12 protein-coding genes and 1 pseudogene are annotated in these 15100 nt (G+C 73.6%); 3 read left to right on the top strand and 10 right to left on the bottom strand.

Annotated features, from left to right (window positions below):
* Positions 1-20 precede the first annotated feature (20 nt).
* The 10 genes and pseudogenes from CBP52_RS07480 to CBP52_RS07435 form a co-directional block, all read right to left on the bottom strand.
* Positions 21-308: pseudogene (locus CBP52_RS07480) on the bottom strand (DDE-type integrase/transposase/recombinase); the annotation flags it as partial.
* A 23-nt stretch (positions 309-331) separates the two neighbouring features.
* A protein-coding gene (locus CBP52_RS07475) for an IS3 family transposase (RefSeq protein ID WP_094180161.1) occupies positions 332-1605 on the bottom strand; the annotation gives its coding sequence in 2 pieces (ribosomal slippage) (positions 332-1257 and positions 1257-1605; 1275 coding nt in all).
* Between the two features lie 61 nt (positions 1606-1666).
* Positions 1667-1990 (bottom strand): IS3 family transposase, encoded by a 324-nt coding sequence (locus CBP52_RS07470; RefSeq protein WP_094180437.1) that lies wholly within the window; start codon positions 1988-1990, stop codon positions 1667-1669.
* Between the two features lie 2 nt (positions 1991-1992).
* On the bottom strand, positions 1993-2304 hold the full coding sequence (locus tag CBP52_RS07465) for a transposase (protein ID WP_157732536.1): 312 nt from the start codon (positions 2302-2304) through the stop codon (positions 1993-1995).
* Positions 2305-2318: 14 nt separating this feature from the next.
* Positions 2319-2708, bottom strand: a complete 390-nt coding sequence (locus CBP52_RS07460) for a hypothetical protein (protein ID WP_094180435.1) — start codon at positions 2706-2708, stop codon at positions 2319-2321.
* A gap of 44 nt (positions 2709-2752) precedes the next feature.
* Positions 2753-4534 (bottom strand): GAF domain-containing sensor histidine kinase, encoded by a 1782-nt coding sequence (locus tag CBP52_RS07455; RefSeq protein WP_094180434.1) that lies wholly within the window; start codon positions 4532-4534, stop codon positions 2753-2755.
* Positions 4531-6369, bottom strand: coding sequence for a thiol reductant ABC exporter subunit CydC (cydC, locus tag CBP52_RS07450; RefSeq protein ID WP_232514702.1), 1839 nt, complete (start codon positions 6367-6369; stop codon positions 4531-4533). Before cydC ends, CBP52_RS07455 begins: the two co-directional genes overlap by 4 nt.
* Entirely contained in the window at positions 6366-8042 is a 1677-nt protein-coding gene (gene cydD, locus CBP52_RS07445) for a thiol reductant ABC exporter subunit CydD (RefSeq protein WP_094180433.1), read from the bottom strand. Before cydD ends, cydC begins: the two co-directional genes overlap by 4 nt.
* Positions 8039-9124: a cytochrome d ubiquinol oxidase subunit II gene (cydB, locus tag CBP52_RS07440; RefSeq protein ID WP_094180432.1), complete on the bottom strand. Its 1086-nt coding sequence runs from the start codon at positions 9122-9124 to the stop codon at positions 8039-8041. The genes cydD and cydB overlap by 4 nt, the downstream gene beginning before the upstream one ends.
* Before the next feature lie 22 nt (positions 9125-9146).
* Complete coding sequence (locus tag CBP52_RS07435; protein WP_094180431.1) at positions 9147-10673, bottom strand: cytochrome ubiquinol oxidase subunit I; 1527 nt, start codon at positions 10671-10673, stop codon at positions 9147-9149.
* A 426-nt stretch (positions 10674-11099) separates the two neighbouring features.
* Here CBP52_RS07435 and CBP52_RS18565 point away from each other — a divergent pair, with 426 nt between their 5' ends.
* From CBP52_RS18565 to rplU, 3 genes are all read left to right on the top strand, one after another.
* Positions 11100-11834 (top strand): hypothetical protein, encoded by a 735-nt coding sequence (locus tag CBP52_RS18565; protein WP_157732535.1) that lies wholly within the window; start codon positions 11100-11102, stop codon positions 11832-11834.
* The gene (locus tag CBP52_RS07430) at positions 11768-14491 is read left to right on the top strand and encodes a ribonuclease E/G (protein WP_157732534.1); all 2724 of its coding nucleotides are present in this window, start codon (positions 11768-11770) and stop codon (positions 14489-14491) included. The genes CBP52_RS18565 and CBP52_RS07430 overlap by 67 nt, the downstream gene beginning before the upstream one ends.
* A gap of 243 nt (positions 14492-14734) precedes the next feature.
* Positions 14735-15043: a 50S ribosomal protein L21 gene (rplU, locus tag CBP52_RS07425; protein WP_174773827.1), complete on the top strand. Its 309-nt coding sequence runs from the start codon at positions 14735-14737 to the stop codon at positions 15041-15043.
* The last annotated feature ends 57 nt before the right edge of the window (positions 15044-15100 follow it).

The raw sequence follows: 15100 nt of genomic DNA, 5'->3' as shown, positions 1-15100 counted from the left end.
TCCGTCGCTACGGGGTCAGTTCCAGTCCGTCGTTGACACCAACGGGCCATCCGCAGCGGGACCATGACGAGATCGGTCGGCCGGGACGACATCGCGTGCCAGCCCACGATCTTCTGGGCGAACACGTCCACGACGAACGACACGTAGACGAACCCAGCCCAGGTGCGCACGTAGGTGAAGTCGGCCACCCAGACCCGGTTCGGTGCGCCCGCACGAAAGTCCCGGTTGAGCAGGTCACCGGCCCGGGCCCCGTCCTTGGCGGGGATCGTGGTGCGGTGCATCCGGCCGCGGCGCAAGGGCCCTACCCCCGGATCTTGGACACGGGGTGTGATTACGCAGCGGTGGGCAGCGTAGTGGCCCGGCGGGCCTCGTAGTTGGAGGGGGACAGGTAGCCGCACCAGGAGTGACGGCGGCGGGTGTTGTAGCGGACGAGCCACGTGAAGACCTGTCGGCGGCAGGTCAGCTCGTCGGGCCAGCAGGCGGCGTCTTGGAGGACCTCGCGCTTGATCGTGGCGTTGAACGATTCCGCCAGTGCGTTGTCGGCCGAGGAGCCGACGGCGCCCATGGACTGGGTGAGACCGAGCTTGCGGCACAGCTTGGCGTAGGCCTTGGAGCAGTAGACCGACCCGTGGTCGCTGTGGAACACGGCGCCCTTGAGGCTGCCCCGGGTTGCGGCGGCGGCCTTCAGGGCGTCCTCGACCAGCTCGGTGCGCATGTGGTCGGCGATCGCCCAGCCGACGAGCCGTCGGCTGTAGCAGTCGATCACGGTCGCCAGGTACAGGTTCGTGCCGTCCGCGATCGGGAGGTAGGTGATGTCCCCGACGTAGCGCTCGTTGGGGCGCTCGGCGGTGAAGTCGCGGTTGACCAGGTCGGGGTACTTCTGTCCCGACGGCTCGGGGATCGTGGTCCGCGCCCGGCGCTTCTTCACATAGCCCCGGATGCCCTCGACCCGCATCACCCGCGCGACGCGCTTGTGGTTCACCCGCTCACCGCCAGGACCGCTGTCGCCGAGCTGAGCGTTGAGCTCGACGGTGATCCGCGGCGCGCCCTGGGTGTTGTCGACGGCATGAATGGCCCTGATCCGCTCGGCCAGCGCGGCGTCCGCGGCCGCCTTGGCTCCGCGGGCAGGGGCCGCCTTGAGCCAGGCGTAGTAGGACGAGCGCTCGATCTCGACGAGCTCGCACAGTCGCTTCACCTCGAAGGTGGTGGAGTTGTCGGCGACGAACTGGAAGCGACTCACCAGCGCGTCTCCCCGGCGAAATACTTGGCCGCCCGCTGCAGGATCTCCCGCTCGGTCGTGAGCTTGGTGGTCTCGACCTCGAGCTCGTTCACCCTGGCCTCGAGCCGGGCGATCTTCTGCTCCGGCGTCTCCCCGGCCGGCGCGGACGACCTCGCCGGGGACGTCTTGGACTGCAGCGGGCTGGAGGTCAACGTCCCGTCAGCGGCGGTCTTCTTGCCGGTCCCGTAGACCTCGAGCCAGTGCCGCAGCGTGCCGCGCACAATGCCGAGATCCTCGGCGATGCCGCGGACCGTGGCGCCCGGGATGGACTCGTACAAGTCGACAGCCTGACGACGGAACTCCTCGGAGTAGTTCTTCCTGGCCATGGTTCCTGAATCATCTCGCTTCCCCAGCAGATGCTGGATTCAGCGTGTCCAAGAACCGGGGTCAAGCCCCCAACCCGTTCCAGCCGTGCTCACGCATCAGCCGGTCGACCGTGCAGTGCGCCACTGCCAGGCCGCGGCGACGCAGCAGCGCGGTCGTCTTGCGTCGCCCGTAGAGCGACTCCGGGGTCGGTCGGCCGTGCTCGTCGATCCGTGACGAGCGGATCGCGTCGACCACGACCGCGTCCGACACCGTCCGCGCTGCCGGCGACAGCCTGGACCAGGACCGGTACGTCCTCGCGGCGACCTGCACGCCCTGCTCACGCAGGACGGCGCAGATCGTCTCGACCGCGAAGCCCTTGCCCCTCATGGAGTCGATGAACCCCATGATCAGCGGTTTCGGGAGTCGAGCTCTCCCGCGAAGAAAATGGAAGCCGCGCGCAGGATCGCGTTCGCCTCCGCCAGCCGCTTGTTCTCCGCCTTGAGCCGGCGGATCTCCTCGGACTCCGCCGTGCTGACACCGGGCCGGGCGCCGTCGTCGATGTCGGCCTGCGCGACCCAGCGACGCAGCGACTCCCGCGCGATCCCCAGCTGGGCACCGACCGCGACCGACGCCGCCGTCACCGACCCGTAGTCCTTGACGTGCTCACGCACCATCCGCACCGCCCGAGCCTTGACCTCGGGGTCGTACTTCTTAGGCATCTCGCCATCCTTCATCACAAGGAAGCGGCCGAGAAGCCGTGACGGTTCAAGGTGTACGGGTGCCAATAAGGCGCAGCTCCACCCACCTCGGAGGCTGTGCTCGGCGCGGCGCACGAGGTGGCCGACTTCGCGGTCCACGCCTGGATCAGGCGGCGCAGCTCGTCGTACTGGAAGCACTGGTTGTCCCAGGGCAGGGCCGCCTTGCCGATCTTCGCGGTGGGCTGGTCCTTCGCGCTGATGACGTTGCCCGCGTCGTCGTACGCGCAGCGCATCGCCAGATCGGTACCGGTGACCTGCTCACGGTCGAGCGCCCTTGACCGGGCAACCGCCCGGGCGCGGTCCTGCCAGCCCGCCACGACCCGCTCGGGCACGCCGATCAGGCAGCAGAACCTCGCGTTCGCCATGCCCGCCTCGACGCGGACCTCACGCCGGGATCTCCAGGTGCGGGTCAGCCGAGGGGGGCCTGCCAGCTCAGGAGGGTGCCGCGGCCGCCGGGTGCGGTGCCGAGGGTGAACGTGCCGCCGTGCTGGCGGGCGCGGGAGGCGAGGTTGCCGGTGCCGGAGCGGCGGCTGCGCGTCGTGGGCAGGCCCAGGCCGTCGTCCTCGACGTCGACCCGCACCGAGCCGAGCGGCCCCTGACCCGACACGTCCACGCGGACGGACACGGACGACGCGTGCGCGTGCCGCGCGGCGTTGGCGAGCCCCTCACGCACGACCGCGACGACGTCGTCGGTCAGCTCCGTGCCGACGCGCTCGTCGAGGCGGTCCTCGTCGAGCCCGTCGTCGGACAGGGGTGCGCCGTCGAGCTGGACGACGAGCGAGGGGGCGAACCCGAGGCCGGTGCGTGCGAGCGACGCCTCGCGGCGCAGCCGCTCGACGAGGCCGGTGGCGGCGTCGGGGTCACGCAGCGCGTGGACGATCTTGCGGATCTCCCGCACGGAGGAGTCGACGTTGTCGAGGGCCTCCTCGACGATCGAGGTGAGCTCGGACGGGTCGACGCCGCGGGCGGCGCGGCGGCGCACGGTCTCGAGCTGCATGCCGGTCGCGAAGAGCTGCTGGATCGCCATGTCGTGCAGGTCACGCGCGATGCGCTCACGCTCGTCGAGCAGCGCGGCGATGTCCTGTGCGTGCCGGGCCTCGGCGAGGACGAACGCGAGGGCGGCCTGGGAGGCGAACGACTCGGCGGTGGCGAGGTCGCTCTCCTCGAACGGCAGCGACCCGACGCGCCGCAGCAGGATCAGCACCCCGACCCCGCGGCCGGAGGTCTGCAGCGGCGCGAACATCGCGGGGCCGAACGCGCGCATCTGCTCGACCTTGACGTTGCGTGACGCGGACAGCGAGGGCGTCAGCAGACCCCGACCCTCGGTCATGACGGTCCAGGCACGCCCGTGCTCGGGCATCTGCACGCCGACCAGGCGGTCGGCGTCGTGCCCGTCGGCGAGCTCGATCATGAGCCGGCCCCCGACACCGGGCAGCGCGAGCGCGGCCGTGTCCGCCCCGGCGACGGCGCGCGCCGTGGCGGCGATGTGCGCGAGCGCGTCCTCCTCGTCGATGCCCTCGAGCAGCATCGTCGTGATCTCCTGGCCCGCGCGCAGCCAGTGCTCGCGGCGGCCGGACTCGGCGTAGAGCTGGGCGTTCGCGACCGCGACACCGGTCGCGGCGGCGAGCGCGATCACGGTCTGCTCGTCGGACTCCGTGAACCCGCCCGGCTTCTCGGACAGGTACAGCTGGCCGAACACGTGGTCACCCAGCCGGACGGACGCGCCGAGGAAGGAGCCCATCGGCGGGTGGTTGGCGGGCCAGCCCTGGAACGCGGGGTGGTCGGTGAGGTCGTCGAGGCGCAGCGCGCCCAGGACCGGGATCTGGCCGAGGACGCCGCGCGCGTGCGGGGCGTGCCGCATCATCCGGGCGATCGCCGTGGGCACGCCCGTGTAGACGAACGTGGTGGAGGCGCCGTTGTCGTCGAGCACGTTGATCGCGCCGTACCGGGCGCCCGTGAGCTCCGCGCTGACCTGCACGAACCGGTTGAGGACGGCGGGCAGCTCGAGCTCGGAGGCGACCGCGAGGATCGCGTCGAGCAGGTCGGTGAGCGCGTCGCCGGTGAGCGGGACGGGCGGAGCCTGCGAGTCGGACATGACGCCGCCGGTGAACGGCTGTCCGGCGACCGGGACCAGGCCGTCCTCGCCGCGGCCGCCGCGGCGGTGGGCCGGGCCCGGGTTGTCGTCGCTCATCGCTGGTCCTGGAGCTCGTGCTGCACGGCCTCACGGTAGCCGTCGTCGTGCGCGAGCAGGTGCGCATGCGTACCGCGCGCCGCGACCCGGCCGTCCGCGATGCGGATCACCTCGTCCGCGACCTCCAGCCCGGTCAGGCGGTGCGTCACGACGAGCACGCCCCGGTCGTGCTGCGCGCGCAGGACGTGCAGCACGTCGTCGGCGCCCGCACCGTCGAGGTGCTCCGTCGGCTCGTCGACCAGGAGGAACGGCGTGCCGGTCAGCAGCGCGCGCGCGAGCAGCAGGCGGCGGCGCTCGCCGCCGGACAGGGTGCGACCGTCCGGCCCGAGCGGTGTGGCGAGGCCGTCCGGCAGGTCCGCGAGCCAGGGTCCGAGCCCGACGGCGGCCAGCGCCGCGCTCGCCTCGTCGGGTGTCACGTCGCCGCGCGCGACGCGCAGGTTCTCCAGCAGCGTCGTGCCGAACACGTGGGCGTCCTCGGCGGTGAGGGACGTCGAGCGGCCCGGCACCGGCGCCGTGCCACCGCCGGAGGTCGAACCGTCCACGTCCACGTCGCCGGCGTGCGGTGCGAGCAGGCCCGCGAGCGTGAGCAGGAGCGTCGTCTTGCCCGTCCCGGAGGGACCGACGACGGCGACGAGGCGCCCGACGCGCAGGTCGAGGTCCAGGGACAGCAGGTCGGGTCCGCCCGGCCAGCCGACGACGAGGTCGCGTGCGGCCAGACGCGTCGCGCGCGTGCCGGCGGCCTGCGCGGTGCTGGCCGGTGCGGTATCGGCCGACGCGGTGCCGTCCGGTGCGGTGCCGTCCGGTGCGGTGCTGCCCGGTGCGGTGCCGGCCGCGTCGAGCAGCGCGAGGATGCGCGCGGCGGCCGCGCGCGAGCGGTGCACCTGGACCGCGGCATGGGGGAGGACCGACGTCGCCTCGAACGCGGCGAGCGGGGTCAGCACGACGACCGCGAGGAGCACCGGGGCGAGCCGGCCGTCGCCGACCGCCGGGATGCCGGTGACGAGGGCCGCGAGCACCGCCAGCCCCGTGGCGAGCTGGCCGAGCCCGGCTGCCAGGGCGGAGGGGCCGGCACCCGCGTCCACCGCGGCACGCGCGCGGGCGTCGGCCTCACGCAGCGCGGCGAGGCGCTGCGGGACACGACCCGCGACGGTGAGCGGCCCGGCGTCGTCGAGCAGCGCGAGGGCCTCGGCGGTGACGTCGGCGCGGGCCCGGGTGCCGAGCCGTTCCGACGTGCGGGCGCCGCGGTCGGCGAGCCACGGTGCGACCACCCCCGCGAGCACCAGGCAGGCGCCGAGCGCGAGGCCGGCGGGCGGCCAGATCATCGTCATGGCCGCGGTGGTCGCGACGCCGAGGGTCGCCGCGACCGCGGCGGGCAGCAGGCCGCGCACGACGAGGTCGCCGACGTCGTCGACGTCCGCCCCGACCCGGGCGAGCAGGTCGCCGCGCCGCACGGCGAGCACCGCGCCCGGCTGCCCGGACGCGAGCCGTTCGTAGAGCGAGGTCCGCAGCCGGCTCATGCCGGACAGCGCCAGGTCGTGCGAGACGAGCCGCTCCACGTACCGCAGCACGCCGCGCCCGACGCCGAACGCACGCACACCGACCGTCGCGACCGACAAGGTCAGCACGGGCGGCATCTGGGAGGCGCGGGCGATGAGCCACGCGGAGACGGCGGCGAGCGCGACCGCGCAGCCGAGCGCGAGCGTGCCGAGCAGGACCGCGAACGCGAACCGTCGGCGGTCGACCTCGAGCAGCGCGACGGCCCGGCGCAGCGTGCCGCGCGCGGGGGAGTCGCGCAGCTCCACCACGCGCGGGGCCGTGGGGCGGGTCGCCGTCACGGCGTCACCCGCTCGCCCGCGAGCACCACGACGTCGTCCGCGCACGCGAGGAGCGCGGGCCGGTGCGCGACGAGCAGCACGGTGCGTCCGGCGTCGCGCAGCGCCGCGACGGTGCGGAGCACCACGCGCTCGCTCGCGTCGTCGAGGTGCGCGGTGGGCTCGTCGAGCACGACGAGCGGTGCCGCCACGACGAGCGCGCGCGTGAGCGCCGCACGCTGCGCCTGACCGACGGACAGGCCGTGCCCGCCCCGGCCGACGCGGGTCGCCCAGCCCTCGGGGAGCTCGTCGACCACGACGTCGAGCCCCGTCACGGCCGCGGCGGCGGCGCGCTGCTCGTCGTCGCCGCCCACGACCTGTGCGAGCGTGCCGGGCTCCAGCACGGGACGCTGGGGCAGCCACGAGACCTGCCGCCGGAAGTCGGCGAGGTCGACCGTGCCCGGGGCGTCGGCGGCGACGACGACCGCGTCCTCGCCGAGCACCACGCGGCCCTCGTCGGGCGGCAGGAGGCCGAGCAGCACCTCGACGGCGGTGGACTTGCCCGACCCGGGCGGCCCGGCGAGTGCGGTCACCCGGCCGGGGGTCAGCACGACGCTCAGGTCGTCGGGCGTGGCGCCGCGGGCGGTGCGCACGGTGACGTGCTCGAGCCGCACGGCGGTGCGGCTCAGGTCGGGCGCCGGCCCGGTGGCGGCCGCGGCGACGGGCAGCGGCTCCTCGAGCAGCGCGAACGCGGCCTCGGCGGCGGCGACGCCGTCGGTCGAGGCGTGGAACTGCGCGCCCACGGCCCGCAGCGGGGCGAGCACCTCGGGCGCGAGGACGAGCACCGCGAGGCCGGTCACCAGGTCGAGGTGGCCGTGCACGAGCCGCAGCCCGACGCCGACCGCGACGAGCGCGACCGACAACGTCGCCAGCAGCTCGAGCACCATGCCCGACAGGAACGCGATCCGCAGCGTGCCCATCGTCGCCCGCCGGTGCGCGTCGCCGAGCGCCTGGACGCGCGCGCCTGGGCCGCGCTCGCGCCCGAGCGCCCGCAGCGTCGACAGCCCCGCGACGAGCTCGAGGACCTGCGCCGAGAGCCGCTGCATGGCCGCGAGGCCCCGCTGCGAGCGGCCCTGCGTCAGCACGCCCACGAGCCACATGAACAGCGGGACGAGGGGGAGCACGGCGGCGAGGATCGCCGCGGACACCCACTCCAGCCCGAGCACCACGAGCAGCGTCGCGGGTGTGACCGTCGCCGCGAGCACGAGCTGCGGCAGGTAGCGCACGAAGTACGGCTCGAGGTCGTCGAGCCCGCGCGTCGCGAGAGCGACGACCTCGGGTGCGCGGCCGTCGCCGAGCCGTCGCGGTCCCAGCGCGGTGGCGTGCGCGACGACGCGCTCGCGCAGCTCGGCCACCGCGCGCGCCGCGGCCCGGTGCGCGTACCGCTCCTGCACCACGGTGACGAGCACGCGCAGGGCGACGACGAGCACGAGCCAGCCGACGAGCGGGGCGAGCGCGTCCCACGCGCCGGCCCCGAGGTCCACGCCGTCGGACACGGCCCGCCCGAGCGCGTGTGCCAGCAGGAGTGCCTGCGCGACGACCAGGGCGGCGGTCACGAAACCGAGCGCGACGGTCAGGGCGACGTACCACCGCGCTGCGCGGGCGTGGCGCAGCAGGCGCGGGTCGAGCGGTCTCACCCCTCGATCGTGCCCGATCCCGCGGAGTCCGTCGGACCGGCGTGCGCCTCGACCGGACGCTCGAAGCGCAGGCCCGCGGGCGCGGGGAGGTGCTCGGTCGTCAGACGCTTGCGGAACACCCAGTACGTCCAGCCCTGGTAGAGCAGGACGAGCGGGGTGAGGATCACCGCGACCCACGTCATCACCGTGAGCGTGTAGCTCGTCGACGACGCGTTCTCGACCGTGAGCGAGTTCGCCGGGTCGAACGCGGGCATGACGTCCGGGAAGAGCGAGCCGAAGATCAGCACCACGGCGGCGACGATCGCGACGGCGGACGCGACGAACGCCCGGCCCTCGCGGCGCGCGCGGGTCGCAAGCACCAGGAGGACGAGCGCGACGGCGGCGACGGCGACCGCGGCCCACGTCCAGCCCTCGTCGGAGTAGGACAGCTGCAGCCACACGGCCCACACGCCCGCCGCGACGAGCGTCGCGACCGACGAGCGCGCGGCGAAGGCGCCGGCCCGCGTGCGGATGTCGCCGTCGGACTTCAGCGCCAGGAACACGGCGCCGTGCGTCAGGAAGATCAGGGCGGTCACCACGCCGCCGAGCAGCGCGAACGGGTTGAGCAGCGCGAAGAACCCGCCCACGTACTGGTGGTCGGCGTCGAGCTCGACCCCGCGCACGATGTTCGCGAACGCCACACCCCACAGGACGGACGGCAGCCAAGAGCCGAAGATCAGCGCGCGGTCGGCCCAGGCACGCCAGCGGTCGTCGTCGATCTTGCCGCGCCACTCGAACGCCACGACGCGCACGATGAGCGCGACGAGGATGAGGAACAGCGGCAGGTAGAACCCGCTGAACAGCGTCGCGTACCACTCGGGGAACGCCGCGAAGGTCGCTCCGCCCGCGGTGAGCAGCCACACCTCGTTGCCGTCCCACACCGGGCCGATCGTGTTGATCATGACGCGTCGCTCGCGCTCCTTGTCGCCCTTCTTGGGCAGGAGGCCGAGCAGCATGCCGACACCGAAGTCGAACCCCTCGAGCACGAGGTAGCCGGTCCACAGGACCGCGATGAGGACGAACCAGACGGTCGTGAGCTCCATGGTGATGTCTCCGTCTCGCGGCTCAGTAGGCGAAGGACAGGGTCGAGTCGTCGTCGGAGCCGTCGCCCCCGGCGGCGGCGCGCGCCTCGGGGCTCGGGTCCTTCTCGCTGGCGGCGACGCCCTCGACCGCGTAGCGGTGCATGAGGCGGTACCAGACCACGGCGAGCACGCCGTACAGGAGCGTGAAGCCGATCAGCGAGATCCAGATCGTCGTGGGGCTCGTGACGACCGAGACGCCCCGCGCGGTCAGCAGCCACACGCCGTCGACGCCCGAGGAGTTCGGGTTCGGGGCGACCACCCACGGCTGCCGGCCCATCTCGGTGAAGATCCAGCCGAACGACGAGGCCAGGAACGGCGTGGCGATCGCGGCGATGCCCAGCGTGCCGAACCACGGCTTGTCCGTGACCGCGCCCTTCTTGCGCAGCAGCCACAGAGCGGCGAGCGACAGGGCCGCCGAACCGACGCCGAAGCCGATCATGAGGCGGAACGACCAGTAGGTGATCGCGAGGTTCGGGTAGAAGCGCGTGTCGTCGTCGAACGTGGGGGCGACGCCGTTGGCCTCCTCCCAGTCGCGGATCCACTGCGCGTAGTAGTCCTGCAGCTCGTCGACGCCACGGACCCGGGAGTCGAACTCGCCGGTCGCGAGGAACGAGGTCAGGCCGGGGATCTCGATGAGGTGCTTGACGCCCGCGCAGTCGTTGGTGAGGTCGCCGATCGCGAGGATCGAGAACGACGCGCCGTCGGCCGACTCGCACAGGCCCTCGGCGGCCGCCATCTTCGCCGGCTGCTGGTCGAACATCAGCTTGGCCTGCGAGTCGCCCGAGATCGCGACGCCCGCGCCGCCGACGAGCATCGCGACGAGACCGAGGATCACGGCCGGTCGGTACACGTCACGCGCCGTGGCGGCGTCGCCCGAGCGGACCTTCTTCACCATCCACCAGGCGGCGATGCCGGCGACGAACGTGCCCGCGGTCAGGAGCGCGGCGGTGATCGTGTGCGGGAACGCGGCGAGCACCGTCGGGTTCGTGAGCACCGCGCCGATGTCGTTCATCTCGGCGCGACCGGTCTCGAAGTTGTACGTGATGCCCACGGGGTGCTGCATCCACGAGTTGGCCGCGAGGATGAAGTACGCCGACAGGTTCGTCGCGATCGCGACCGCCCAGATGCACGCGAGGTGGATCTTCTTGGGCAGCTTGTCCCAGCCGAAGATCCACAGCCCGAGGAACGTCGACTCGACGAAGAACGCGGCGAGCGCCTCCATGGCGAGCGGCGCCCCGAACACGTCCCCGACGAAGCGCGAGTACTCGCTCCACGCCATGCCGAACTGGAACTCCTGCACGATGCCGGTGGCGACGCCGATCGCGAAGTTGATCAGCAGGAGCTTGCCGAAGAACTTGGTCAGTCGCAGCCAGCGCTCGTTGCCCGTGCGGTACCAGATCGTCTGCATGATCGCGACGAGCGGCGACAGGCCGATCGTCAGCGGCACGAAGATGAAGTGGTAGACGGTCGTGATGCCGAACTGCCAGCGGGCCAGGTCGAGGGCGTCCACGTGTTCTCCGGAAGGCGTGCGGGCGGCGTGGGATCGGGCGTGAACCCACCTGGGCGAAACGCTAGGACGGCGCTGTCGACGGTCCCGGGACCAAGGTCCCGGGACCTGACGTCGTGTCGTGAACCGCCGGGACGCCGGGACGCGCCCCGGCGGCCGTGCTGTGCGATACTGACCGCGGTCCGACGAGCGCCCACACCGCGAGGCGGACCCGTGAGCTCGCACCCAGTGCGCTGCGCGCGCCAGCCGCCGCTGCACCGTCGAGAGGCCACCCGGCCCGGACGGACGAGGCAGGCGATGGTGCGCGCCGGCCCGGTGTGCGGCCGCGACCACCGACTTCCGCCGCCACGCGCCGCGTGGGCGACGACCGACCGACCGAGGACCGCCACACGTGTGGAGGGTGGTTCGCGGTACCCAGGAGCGCTTCGCGTGACCGACCAGAACACCCCCGAGCTCGACGCAGCAGCAGCACCGAGCCTGGACGGGGGTGAGCCGACGACCACGCGCCCGCGTCGTCGTCGCGCATCGCGCCCCGCGGCTCCGCCCGAGGCGGTGGCGGCCGAGGCCGCCGCGGGGGAGACGCCGCCCGTCGAGGCCCCGCCCGTCGACATCTCTGCTCCCGAGGTCACGGCGCCCGAGGTCGCCGCGCCCGAGGTCGCCGTGGCCGAGACGCCCGCGGCGGAGAAGCCCGCCAAGGCGCGCCGTACCCGCGCGCCCCGCGCGACGAAGGCCGGCGCTAAGGCCGCCGAGGCGCCCGCCACCGACGCGGCGCCCGAGTCGGCCGCCGAGCCGTCGGACACCGTGTCGTCCCACGCTCCGTCGCCCGACGCTCAGTCGCCGGACGCTGAGTCGCCGGACACGCAGCCTGCCGACGCCGAGGCGCCGGCCCGGCCCGCGCGTCGCCGACGTGCGGCGACGCGTCCGGTCGCGACGCCCGCGCCCGAGGCGCTCGCTCCCGAGGCGCTCGAGGGCACCGACGAGCAGACGCCCACCGCGGACGACGCGTCCGCCCCTCAGGCCGCCGAGAAGACCCCGAGAAGGCCCCCGAGAAGCCGGCCCGTCGTCGCGCGCGCCGCGCCACCACCGCCCCGGAGCCCGTGGTCGAGGAGGCGCCCGAGGTCGTCGAGGAGGAGGACGAGGACGCCGCGGTCGCGCAGGACGTGACCCCCGCGCCCGCCGACCGGGCCGCGACCGAGCCTGCGAGCGAGGCCGCCGCACCCCTGGCGCCGCGACTGGCGACCACGGCACTGCTGTTCCAGGCACCGGACCTCACGACCTCGCGCCCGCGCCGTCGCCGGGCGACGTCCAGCACGGGCTCGCCCGAGGAGATCTCGCAGGCCGCCCGCCACACCGCCGAGGAGGTCCCCGCGGAGAAGGCCGACGCCGCCGGACCCGCCGAGGGCGCGCCGGTCGAGGCCGGCGACGAGGCGCAGGGCGGCGAGCGTCCGAGCCGTCGTCGCGGCCGTCGGGGCCGTGGTGCGCGCACCGACGAGACGCAGGACAAGGCTGCGGCCGAGGAGACCGTCGCCGAGACGGTTGCCGGCGACGACCTGGCGGGCGCCGGCGGCGACCTCACGGCCGACGCCGCCGCCCAGGAGTCCGCGGACGCGACCCCGGCCACCGACTCGGGCAGCAACTCGGGCGGCAGCACCGACGAGGCCGAGGACGACGGCGCGGAGGGGTCGGCGGCCCAGCGCCGCCGTCGTCGTCGCGGTGGCCGTGGCCGCCGCCGGACCGACTCGGCCGAGCGCGACGACGAGGGCACCGAGACGCCCGGTGACGCCGCGTCGGGCGACGACGAGCCCGAGAACGACGAGGGCGACGACGAGCAGGGCGACGGGGGCTCGAGCCGTCGTCGGCGCCGTCGTCGGCGCGGTTCGCGCTCGGGCGAGGGCGAGAGCGCTGCGGAGCCGCGTCGCCGCGGTGACGAGGTCACCGCGCTGCGCGGCTCGACCCGCCTGGAGGCCAAGCGTCAGCGCCGCCGCGAGGGCCGTGACGCGGGCCGCCGCCGCCAGATCATCACCGAGGCCGAGTTCCTCGCGCGCCGTGAGTCGGTCGAGCGGTCGATGATCGTGCGGGAGAAGGACGGTCGCACGCAGATCGCGGTGCTCGAGGACGGCGTGCTCGTCGAGCACTACGTCTCGAACCAGGCGCAGGCCTCGATGGTCGGCAACGTGTACCTGGGCCGCGTGCAGAACGTGCTGCCGAGCATGGAGGCGGCGTTCGTCGACGTCGGCAAGGGCCGCAACGCGGTGCTGTACGCGGGCGAGGTGAACTGGGACGCGGCCGGGCTCGAGGGCCAGCCGCGCCGGATCGAGCAGGCGCTGAAGTCCGGCGACTCGGTGCTGGTGCAGGTCACCAAGGACCCGATCGGCCACAAGGGCGCGCGGCTGACCTCGCAGGTCACGCTCGCGGGCCGGTACCTGGTGTACGTGCCCGGTGGTGGCATGACCGGCATCAGCCGCAAGCTGCCCGACACCGAGCGCAACCGTCTCAAGAAGATCCTGCGCGAGGTCGTCCCCGACTCCGCGGGCGTGATCGTGCGTACCGCCGCCGAGGGTGCCAGCGAGGACGAGCTGCGCGCCGACATCGCGCGCCTGCAGGCGCAGTGGGAGGCGATCGAGAAGAAGTCGAAGACCGCGTCCGCGCCCGCGCTCCTGCAGGGCGAGCCGGACATGGCGATCCGCGTGGTCCGCGACATCTTCAACGACGACTTCTCCTCGCTCGTCGTCCAGGGCGGCGACGCCTGGTCGACCATCTCGTCGTACATCGACGAGCTCGCGCCGGACCTCGCCCAGAAGGTGTCGAAGTACACCGGCACGGGCGACGTGTTCGCGGCGCACCGCATCGACGAGCAGCTCACCAAGGGCATGGACCGCAAGGTCTGGCTGCCGTCGGGCGGCTCGCTCGTGATCGACCGCACCGAGGCGATGACGGTCGTCGACGTCAACACCGGCAAGTTCACCGGCTCGGGCGGCACGCTCGAGGAGACCGTCACGCGCAACAACCTCGAGGCGGCCGAGGAGATCGTCCGTCAGCTGAGGCTGCGCGACATCGGCGGCATCATCGTCATCGACTTCATCGACATGGTGCTCGAGTCGAACCGCGACCTGGTGCTGCGCCGGCTCGTGGAGTGCCTGGGCCGGGACCGCACCAAGCACCAGGTGGCCGAGGTGACGTCGCTGGGCCTCGTGCAGATGACCCGCAAGCGCGTCGGCCAGGGCCTCGTCGAGGCGTTCTCCGAGACGTGCGAGCACTGCCACGGGCGCGGCTTCATCGTGCACGACCAGCCCGTCGAGAAGAACCCGCGTCCCGACGCGGGGGCGCCCGCGCCGGCCGCGGCCGACGAGCCCAAGCGCGCGCGGCGCAAGCGCGGCGGGACCAAGGAGGCGGCCCCTGCCGCGGCGCACACGGGCGTACCCGTGCTCCCGCAGGAGCGCTCGGCCGTGAAGGCGACGCTCGCGACCATCGCGGCCGCCGCCGCGCACGCGCACGAGCACGACCACGAGCACCACGACGAGGTCGCACCCGAGCAGGTCGCACCTCAGCCGGACGCACCCGAGGCCGTCGCACCTGAGCCCGTCGCGTCCGAGCCTGGCGAGCCCGACGCCGCGGTGCACGAGGTCGCGACGACGGTCGTCGTCGAGACGCCGGCCGACCCCGAGAAGGGCGCCGGCCCCGAGCTCGACGTGCTCGCCGAGCTGTCCTCGCTGCGCAAGGAGCCGGCCTCCGCGGAGCACCTGGAGCTGACTCCCGTCGACCCGTCGGTCTTCGTGACGTTCGACGCCGACGAGGCGCCGGACGACGGTGCGACGCGTTGACCACCGCGCGGCGCGTGTGACGTGCGCCGCGTGGTTTGACCCTGCGGCGCAGGGTCCGTAACCTAGATCGACGGTGCGCCGTGTGCGCGCTGGTCATGTGTGCCGCCGATCGACCGACGAGGTCGACGCGGACGCGACTCCCCACCGGACCGGGCCTCCCGGACGCTGCGGGACGCGCGCGGGCGCAGGCTGGCACCTGACACCCTGGACCGAGCAGTTCGACGAGCAGAGATGAGCAGCAACGTGGTGTACGCGATCGTGAAGGCCGGCGGCCGCCAGGAGAAGGTCGCCGTCGGCGACGTCGTCGTCGTCGACCGTCTCGCCGCCGAGGCGGGTTCGACGGTCGAGCTGCCGGCACTCCTGCTCGTCGACGGCGAGAAGGTGACCACCGACGCGGGCGCGCTCGCGAAGGTCAAGGTCACGGCGGAGGTCGTCCGGGACGAGAAGGGCCCGAAGATCGACATCCTCAAGTACAAGAACAAGACCGGCTACCGCAAGCGCCAGGGCCACCGTCAGGCCCTCACGCGCCTGAAGGTCACCGGCATCAAGTGATCTCGCGCCGCGGCACGCCGCGGCTGCAGCGACAGTTCTGAGCAACCCGAGAGCAGG

It is taken from the genome of Cellulomonas sp. PSBB021, assembly GCF_002240455.1.
In the GTDB taxonomy this organism is placed as follows: Bacteria; Actinomycetota; Actinomycetes; order Actinomycetales; family Cellulomonadaceae; genus Cellulomonas; species Cellulomonas uda.
The sequence above is the reverse complement of the archived record's forward strand: the minus strand, read 5'-3'. Positions and strand labels throughout refer to the sequence as shown.

What these genes read in the sequence shown, in the direction of transcription:
- CBP52_RS07470 (WP_094180437.1), bottom strand. Translation starts at nt 1,990, where the DNA reads ATGGGGTTCATCGACTCCATGAGGGGCAAGGGCTTCGCGGTCGAGACG.
- CBP52_RS07465 (WP_157732536.1), bottom strand. Translation starts at nt 2,304, where the DNA reads ATGCCTAAGAAGTACGACCCCGAGGTCAAGGCTCGGGCGGTGCGGATG.
- CBP52_RS07460 (WP_094180435.1), bottom strand. Translation starts at nt 2,708, where the DNA reads ATGGCGAACGCGAGGTTCTGCTGCCTGATCGGCGTGCCCGAGCGGGTC.
- CBP52_RS07455 (WP_094180434.1), bottom strand. Translation starts at nt 4,534, where the DNA reads ATGAGCGACGACAACCCGGGCCCGGCCCACCGCCGCGGCGGCCGCGGC.
- cydB (WP_094180432.1), bottom strand. Translation starts at nt 9,124, where the DNA reads ATGGAGCTCACGACCGTCTGGTTCGTCCTCATCGCGGTCCTGTGGACC.